Origin of the sequence: Micromonospora parastrephiae, from assembly GCF_016802865.1 — a bacterium.
GTDB classification, from domain to species: domain Bacteria; phylum Actinomycetota; class Actinomycetes; order Mycobacteriales; family Micromonosporaceae; genus Micromonospora; species Micromonospora parastrephiae.
This window is the reverse complement of record NZ_JAEVHM010000235.1, coordinates 1-7128: the sequence shown is the minus strand read 5'-3', so window position 1 is coordinate 7128 and position 7128 is coordinate 1. Positions and strand designations below refer to the sequence as shown.

The following is a 7128-nucleotide window of genomic DNA, read 5'->3' as shown; positions in this document are numbered from 1 at the left end:
AATCCCCGTTGAGCCGCGTTCTCGTGGTCGAGGACGAGGAGTCGTTCTCCGACGCCTTGTCGTACATGCTCCGTAAGGAGGGCTTCGAGGTTTCGGTCGCTGCGACCGGCACCGATGCCCTCACCGAGTTCGACCGGACCGGCGCCGACATCGTGCTGCTCGACCTGATGTTGCCCGAGATGTCGGGGACCGAGGTCTGCCGGCAGCTCCGTCAGCGGTCGGCCGTGCCGATCATCATGGTCACCGCCCGGGACAGCGAGATCGACAAGGTGGTCGGGCTGGAGATCGGTGCCGACGACTACGTCACGAAGCCGTACTCGCCCCGGGAGTTGGTCGCCCGGATCCGGGCGGTGCTGCGCCGGCAGAGCCCGGAGGTCGCCGACGCGGGTGCGCCGACGCTCGCCGCCGGGCCTGTGCGGATGGACATCGAACGGCACGTGGTGACCGTGGACGGCGCTGCCGTGCAGTTGCCGCTGAAGGAGTTCGAGCTTCTGGAGCTGCTCCTGCGTAACGCCGGCCGGGTGTTGACCCGTGGCCAGCTCATCGACCGGGTCTGGGGCGCCGACTACGTCGGTGACACCAAGACGCTGGACGTGCACGTCAAGCGCCTGCGCTCCAAGATCGAGCCGGAGCCGTCCGCGCCGCGCTTCATCGTCACCGTCCGGGGCCTGGGTTACAAGTTCGAGCCGTGATCGGCGTAACCGAAGGGGGTCCACGCTCGGCGTGGGCCCCCTTCGGGCTGTCCGCGCCCGATCAGCGAACGGTTCCGAGAACTGCGATGCGCATGTCCATCGATCCTCTGCTGGTGCGCGGTGGCCTCGCGCCGGTTGCGCTGACGACCCTGTGACGCGCGGCGAGGAGGAGGTCTGCGCCGCAGCGCGCCTTTGGAGCTGATGTCGTCAACGAGTCATCCGCCGAGGCCGCCATTGGCGGACATGGCGAGCCGATGATCGCCTGATGTCGCCAACGGTTCAGCTCCAAAGGCATCCCGACCCATGTCCCCTACTCCGCGCCCCCAACGGGCGGTGCCCGAAGAGGAAACGGGCGGTGCCCGAAGAGGGAGGGGACGTCGGCGTCAGGGGGCCCGCCACCAGCACGTCGACGGAGTACCGATGCCTGCGCACCGCACGCCCGCCGGCTCGGCCCGAGACCGGATCCTGGACACCGCGTTCCGGCTCTTCTACGCCCACGGTCCGCGGGGCGTCGGGGCGGACACGGTGATCGCCGGCGCGGCTCGCCGCACCGCCCGCACGCGGGTCGACGCCGCCCTGCGCTGACCGGCTAGAGCTGGTCGGCGGGGTGCGGGGCGACCATGCCCTGCTTCACCCGGGCCGCGCACAGCTCGGCCAACCGTTCGTACGCGGCCGCGCCGACCAACGCGGTCAACTCCGGCCCGTACGACAGGTACATCGGTTCGGCGCCGACATGCGCGTCCGTCGAGGAGGTGCACCACCAGTCCAGGTCGTGCCCGCCGGCACCCCAGCCGCGCCGGTCGAACTCCGACAGCGTGGAGACCAGCACCCTGGTGTTGTCCGGGCGCTTGACCCACTCCTGGTCCCGCCGGATCGGGAGCTGCCAACAGACGTCCGGCTTGTACTCCAACGGGTGCACCCCGTCGCGCAGCGCCTGGGCGTGCAGCGCGCAGCCGCCCCCGCCGGGGAAGTCGGCGTCGTTGAGGAACACGCACGGCCCCTCGGCGCCCTGGGTGGCGGTACGGCGGGCCGGGTTCTTGCCGTCGATGGTGTCCTCGTCGGTCCAGTTCTTGAACCCGCGCCGGAAGTGCTGCCAGGTCGCCGGGGTCAGCAGCCGAACGGCGTTGCGGACCCGCTTCTCGTCGTCCGAGTCGGTGAAGAACGCCCCGTGCGAACAGCAGCCGTCGGCCGACCGACCGGCGATGATGCCGTGGCAGCCCCTACCGAAGATGCAGGTCCAGCGGGAGAGCAGCCAGGTCAGGTCGGCCCGGATCAGGTGGGTCTCGTCCGCCGGGTCGGCGAACTCGATCCACTCCCGGGGAAAGTCCAGTGGCACCTCACGGCTGCGCGGGTCACCCGGATCGTCCACCAGCACGCGGAGCTCCATCGTCACCCGGACCAGCGTACGCGCGGTGCCGTCCGCGGGCCGGCGAGCCGCGCAAACGTGTTGCACCTAGGGTCTTCACCATGCGACTGGGTGTCCTCGACGTCGGATCCAACACGGTGCACCTGCTGGTGGTGGACGCGCACCATGGCGCGCACCCGTGGCCGGCGCACTCCGAAAAGGTGGTGCTCCGGCTGGCCGAACAGATCGGCCCCGACGGAGCGTTGACCGAGGCGGGCGCGGATGGCCTGGTCAAGGCGGTGGGCATGGCCAAGACGGCGGCCAGCGGGCTGGACGCCGACGACCTGATCGCGTTCGCCACCTCGGCGGTACGCGACGCCACCAACGCGGCCGACGTGCTCGCCCGGGTCCGCGACGAGACCGGCGTGCGCCTCGCGGTGCTCTCCGGCGCGGACGAGGCGCGGATGACCTTCCTGGCGGTGCGTCGCTGGTTCGGCTGGTCGGCGGGGCGGCTGCTGGTGCTGGACATCGGGGGCGGCTCGCTGGAGATCGCCGCCGGGATCGACGAGGACCCGGGTGTCGCGGTCTCGCTGCCGCTCGGCGCCGGTCGGCTGACCCGGGAGCGGCTGCGGGTCGACCCGGACAGCGCGGCGCCGCCGTCCGCCGAGGCCGTCGACAAGCTGCGGGAGTACGTGGAAGGCCGGCTGGACAAGGTCGTCGACCAGATGACCGAGGTGGGCTGGGACCGAACGGTGGCCACCTCGAAGACGTTCCGCACCCTGGCCCGACTGGCCGGGGCGGCACCGTCCGGGGCCGGGCTCTGGGTGCGGCGCAGCCTGACCCGGGCCGGGTTGCGGCAGGTCATCGGCTTCATCCGACACATCCCGCCGGCCCAGTTGATGGAGCTGGAGGGGGTCGGCGCGGGCCGTGCGCACCAGTTGCTGGCCGGTGCCGTGGTGGCCGAGGCGGTGATGCGTCGCCTGGATCTGGACTCGCTGGACATCTGCCCGTGGGCGCTGCGCGAGGGCGTCATCCTCCGTCGACTCGATCAACTCGAACCGGTCTGAACCGCGACGGGCGGTTACGGGCGGTTTGCCGACGCTCGTCACGATGGCCCCGGCGCCACCGGGCTACCCTGGCTGATGTGACTTCCCGCGTCCCGGTGCTCCTGTCCAGCTCGTCGGTCTTCCCCGAACCGACCGCGGCGGCGTTTCAACTGGCCGCGGCGCTCGGCTACGACGGCGTCGAGGTGATGGTCTGGACAGACGTGGTCAGCCAGGACGCGGGCGCGCTTCGCGGCCTCTCGACGCACTACGGCGTGCCGGTGCTCTCGGTGCACGCGCCCTGCCTGCTGGTCACCCAGCGGGTGTGGAGCCCGGACCCGTGGCAGCGGCTGCGCAAGGCCGCCGAGCTGGCCGAGACACTGGGAGCGCCGACCGTCGTGGTGCACCCACCGTTCACCTGGCAGCGCGACTACGCGCGGGGCTTCACCGAGGGGCTCGCGACGGTCGCGGACCGGTTCTCCGGGCTGCGCTTCGCGGTGGAGAACATGTATCCGGTGCGGATGGCGGGCCGGCAGTTCGTGCCGTACGTGCCCGGGTGGGATCCCACCGACACCGGCTACCCGTCGTACACCCTGGATCTGTCGCACTGCGCGGCCTCGCACAGCGACCCCCTCGACATGGCCGACCGGATGGGCGCGGGGCTGGCCCACGTGCACCTCGGCGACGGCACCGGTGAGGGCCGCGACGAGCACCTGGTGCCCGGGCGCGGCACCCAGCCCTGCGGCGAGCTGCTCTCGTCGCTGGCGGGGCGGGGTTTCACCGGTGCGGTGGCCGTGGAGGTCGCCACCCGGGGCGCGAAGAGCCGCGCGGTGCGCGAAGCGGACCTGCGCGCCGCGCTGGAGTTCGCCCGCCAGCACCTGACGGCGCCGTCCCCGGTCGACGCCTGACCCGCGGAGGGTGGTGGCGTCAGCTGACCGGGGTGAGCGAGTCGGCGCCGGCGGTCGGCTGGGCGGCCACAGTCACCTGCTCGCCCACGGCGGCCCGCTTGCGGGCCCGGTGCGCCGCCACGTGCGAACGGGTCGCGCAGCGCTCGGAGCAGAAGCGCCGGCAGCAGTTGGAGGACGTGTCCAGGTAGACGTTGCCGCACCGCTCGTCGGCGCAGACCCCGAAACGGGCGCTGCCGTACTCGCAGAGCCAGACCGACAGCCCCCAGACGGCGCCGGCCAGGTATTCGGCGCTGACCGACGCGCCCCGGCTGGTCACGTGCATGTGCCAGTCGCTGGAGTCGTGCCCGGAGATGCGCGGCTGGACCGGGAACGCCTCCAGCAGCGCGTTCAGCTCGGTCACCGCCTGGGCGTCGCGCCCCGAGGTGCCGTACTCGAAGACGTCACGCAGCCGCTTCTGTGCCCGCCGGAAGATCGCGACGTCCCGTTCCGCGACCTCGTCGCGCATCCAGGCGTTGTCGTCCGGGAAGAGGGCCCGCAGGTCGTCGAGGTCGTCCAGGCGGGCGTTGACCAGGTCAACGCCGGTCCGGGCGTACGCGTCGAAGTTCACGCCCCCAACGGTAGACGACTCACGGGGTGCGTGGCGCGTCGATGTAGTGCGGCAGGAACCGCGCGTAGCCGTCGGTGATCAAACTGGCGCTCTCCCGCACCCCCACCCCGGCCGACTCGCCGTCGACGATCCAGCTGCCCAGCACCATCCGATTGCCGGAGAACTGCGGCAACGCCCGGAACTCCTGGTAGCACCAGCCCTCGTCGCCGTAGATTCCCGGGTTGGTGATCTCCTGCTCGGCGGTGACGATGCGGACCGAACCGCCCTCCCGGCCGAGCAGCGGCTTGGCCACGTACTCCGGCATGCCGCGCGGCGAGTCGAGGTACGCCGGGAGCAGGTACTCGTGCCCGGGGTACAGCTCCCACAGGACCGCGAGCAGCGCCTTGTTGGACAGCAGCAGCTTCCAGGCCGGCTCGATCCAGGTGGTCGGGGTGCCCGGGGCCAGCGCCGCCGGCCCGTACGGCTCGGCCAGCATCCACTCCCACGGGTAGAGCTTGAAGCAGGTGGTCACCGGGTGGTCGTCGGCGTCGACGAAGCGCCGGCCGTCCCAGCCGATCTCCTGGATGGGCTGCAACTCGACGCTCAGGCCGGCCTGCCGGGCGGTCTCGGCGAGGTAACCGGCGGTCATGTGGTCCTCGCCGGACTCCTCCTCGTTCGACCAGAGCACGTGCACCCGGGGGTCGTGCAGCCCGGCCGCGATCTTGGCCCAGGCGCCGACCAACCGCTCGTGCAGGCTGTTCCACTGGTCCAGCTCGGGTCGGGTCTGCTCCAGCCAGTACCACTGGATGATGCTCGCCTCGACCAGCGCGGTGGGGGTGTCCGCGTTGTACTCCAACATCTTCGGGGGCCAGGTGCCGTCGTACGCCAGGTCGAAACGTCCGTAGAGGGTGGGTGGCGCCTCCCGCAGCGAACGGGCCACGGCCTCGGCCGCCCACTCCGGGATGCCGAACTCGGCGTACCGGCGCTGCGACACGACGTGCTCGGCGGCGGTCACCGACATCCGGTGCAGCTCCTCGGTGGCCTCCTCCAGCCGCAGCACCTCGTCCAGTTCGAAGGCGTACGCGGCGGTTTCGTCCCAGTACGACATGATGCCGCCGTCGGGCAGCTCGGTGTCGACGTAGACCAGCCCCTGGGCCCGGATGGTGGCGTCCCAGTCGGGCCGCGGTGCGACCGTCTCGCGCCGCATCTCAACCGCCGCAGGAGGCGAGGTGCGTGCCGAACCCGCCGCGCTCGGGCAGGGCCGCGACGGTCGGCTCCGGGGCGGTGCGACTGGCGGCCGGGGCGGCGACCCGCATCGCCAGCGCCACGGTCCCGCCGCCGCCGACCGGCCCCAGGGCGCAGTCGTCGTCATCGTCGTCGTCCGAGGTCATGTTGCAGCCGGAGAGGGCGAGCGCGAGAGCGGTGAGCGCGCCGAGCTGCACGGAGGCCGACCGGAGCCGGCGGCGGGGGCGTTGGTCCACGGCATCGTTGTAGCCGATCGACGCCACCACCGCCGCCCCGCCCCGGTGTCGAGGTGGCCCGGCCGCCCCTCGGCGGGGCTCCTGGCAGGGGCGATACGCTCGGCTCATGCTCCGTTCCGTCATCCTCGCCGCCTCCCGGTCATCCCAGGTCGAGCGGCTCGTCGCGACCGCCCCGTACACCCGGGACGTCGTACGCCGGTTCGTCGCCGGCGCCGCCACCGACGACGCGTTGCGCGCGACCCGCGGGCTCGTCGACGACGGTCTTGCGGTCACCCTCGACCACCTGGGGGAGGACACCGTCACTCCCGAGCAGGCCACGGCCACCCGGGACGAGTACCTGCGGTTGCTCAAGATGCTCTCCGGCGCGGGTCTCACCCCCGCGGCCGAGGTGAGCGTGAAGCTCTCCGCCCTCGGCCAGATGTTCGACGAGCAGTTGGCGTACGACAACGCGCGGGCGATCTGCGCGGCCGCCGACGCGGCTGGCACCACTGTCACCCTGGACATGGAGGACCACACCACCACCGACTCGACGCTGGAGGTGCTGGGCAGGCTGCGCAAGGACTTCCCGTCGACCGGTGCGGTGCTTCAGGCGTACCTGCGCCGGACCGAGTCGGACTGCCGGGAGCTGGCGTACGCCGGGTCGCGGGTACGGCTGTGCAAGGGCGCCTACAAGGAGCCGGAGTCGGTGGCGTACCAGTCGACCCGTGAGGTGGACAAGTCGTACGTGCGCTGCATGAACATCCTGATGTCCGGCGACGGCTACCCGATGTTGGCGACCCACGACCCGCGGATGATCGCCATCGGTGAGGACCGGGCCCGCTGGTTCGACCGGGGACCGGAGCGCTTCGAGTTCCAGATGCTGTACGGCATCCGCCCGGAGGAGCAGGCCCGGCTGGCCGGCGAGGGTTACACCGTGCGCACCTACGTCCCGTACGGCGACGAGTGGTACGGCTACCTGATGCGTCGGCTCGCCGAGCGCCCGGCCAACCCTGGATCTTCTTCAGGCCGGGCCCGTGAATCTCCCAAGAAGTAACCCGACCGGATCGGCTGACGGGCCGGCGGCCGACCTCACC

General features: G+C 71.8%; 9 protein-coding genes. 5 read left to right on the top strand and 4 right to left on the bottom strand.

What is annotated here, in order from left to right:
• Positions 1-8 precede the first annotated feature (8 nt).
• Both JNW91_RS27955 and JNW91_RS27950 read left to right on the top strand, forming a co-directional pair.
• Positions 9-692 (top strand): response regulator transcription factor, encoded by a 684-nt coding sequence (locus tag JNW91_RS27955; RefSeq protein WP_203178443.1) that lies wholly within the window; start codon positions 9-11, stop codon positions 690-692.
• Positions 693-1112: 420 nt separating this feature from the next.
• Positions 1113-1277 carry a hypothetical protein gene (locus JNW91_RS27950; protein WP_203178437.1) on the top strand — a complete coding sequence of 55 codons (165 nt, stop codon included), beginning with the start codon at positions 1113-1115 and terminating at the stop codon, positions 1275-1277.
• A 4-nt stretch (positions 1278-1281) separates the two neighbouring features.
• Here the strand turns inward: JNW91_RS27950 and JNW91_RS27945 are convergent, their stop codons facing one another.
• On the bottom strand, positions 1282-2079 hold the full coding sequence (locus tag JNW91_RS27945) for a hypothetical protein (RefSeq protein ID WP_203178441.1): 798 nt from the start codon (positions 2077-2079) through the stop codon (positions 1282-1284).
• A gap of 80 nt (positions 2080-2159) precedes the next feature.
• On the opposite strand from JNW91_RS27945, the gene JNW91_RS27940 reads away from it, so the two are divergent.
• Both JNW91_RS27940 and JNW91_RS27935 read left to right on the top strand, forming a co-directional pair.
• Positions 2160-3104: a Ppx/GppA phosphatase family protein gene (locus JNW91_RS27940; protein ID WP_203178435.1), complete on the top strand. Its 945-nt coding sequence runs from the start codon at positions 2160-2162 to the stop codon at positions 3102-3104.
• Between the two features lie 77 nt (positions 3105-3181).
• Positions 3182-3988: a sugar phosphate isomerase/epimerase family protein gene (locus JNW91_RS27935; RefSeq protein WP_203178434.1), complete on the top strand. Its 807-nt coding sequence runs from the start codon at positions 3182-3184 to the stop codon at positions 3986-3988.
• Positions 3989-4007: 19 nt separating this feature from the next.
• Here the strand turns inward: JNW91_RS27935 and JNW91_RS27930 are convergent, their stop codons facing one another.
• The 3 genes from JNW91_RS27930 to JNW91_RS32745 are packed head-to-tail and all read right to left on the bottom strand — an operon-like array spanning position 4008 to position 6163.
• Complete coding sequence (locus tag JNW91_RS27930; RefSeq protein ID WP_203178432.1) at positions 4008-4595, bottom strand: CGNR zinc finger domain-containing protein; 588 nt, start codon at positions 4593-4595, stop codon at positions 4008-4010.
• Positions 4596-4614: 19 nt separating this feature from the next.
• On the bottom strand, positions 4615-5781 hold the full coding sequence (locus JNW91_RS27925) for a glutathionylspermidine synthase family protein (RefSeq protein WP_203178430.1): 1167 nt from the start codon (positions 5779-5781) through the stop codon (positions 4615-4617).
• Position 5782: 1 nt separating this feature from the next.
• Positions 5783-6163, bottom strand: coding sequence for a hypothetical protein (locus tag JNW91_RS32745; RefSeq protein ID WP_238425834.1), 381 nt, complete (start codon positions 6161-6163; stop codon positions 5783-5785).
• Here JNW91_RS32745 and JNW91_RS27915 point away from each other — a divergent pair.
• Positions 6162-7088, top strand: a complete 927-nt coding sequence (locus tag JNW91_RS27915; RefSeq protein ID WP_203178428.1) for a proline dehydrogenase family protein — start codon at positions 6162-6164, stop codon at positions 7086-7088. The two genes, JNW91_RS32745 and JNW91_RS27915, sit on opposite strands and share 2 nt — an antisense overlap.
• Positions 7089-7128: the final 40 nt, after the last annotated feature.

Excerpts from the sequence above, each read along its gene's own strand:
- JNW91_RS27950 (WP_203178437.1), top strand. The coding sequence starts at position 1,113 with ATGCCTGCGCACCGCACGCCCGCCGGCTCGGCCCGAGACCGGATCCTG.
- JNW91_RS27945 (WP_203178441.1), bottom strand. The coding sequence starts at position 2,079 with ATGGAGCTCCGCGTGCTGGTGGACGATCCGGGTGACCCGCGCAGCCGT.
- JNW91_RS27940 (WP_203178435.1), top strand. The coding sequence starts at position 2,160 with ATGCGACTGGGTGTCCTCGACGTCGGATCCAACACGGTGCACCTGCTG.
- JNW91_RS27925 (WP_203178430.1), bottom strand. The coding sequence starts at position 5,781 with ATGCGGCGCGAGACGGTCGCACCGCGGCCCGACTGGGACGCCACCATC.
- JNW91_RS27915 (WP_203178428.1), top strand. The coding sequence starts at position 6,162 with ATGCTCCGTTCCGTCATCCTCGCCGCCTCCCGGTCATCCCAGGTCGAG.
- JNW91_RS32745 (WP_238425834.1), bottom strand. The coding sequence starts at position 6,163 with ATGAGCCGAGCGTATCGCCCCTGCCAGGAGCCCCGCCGAGGGGCGGCC.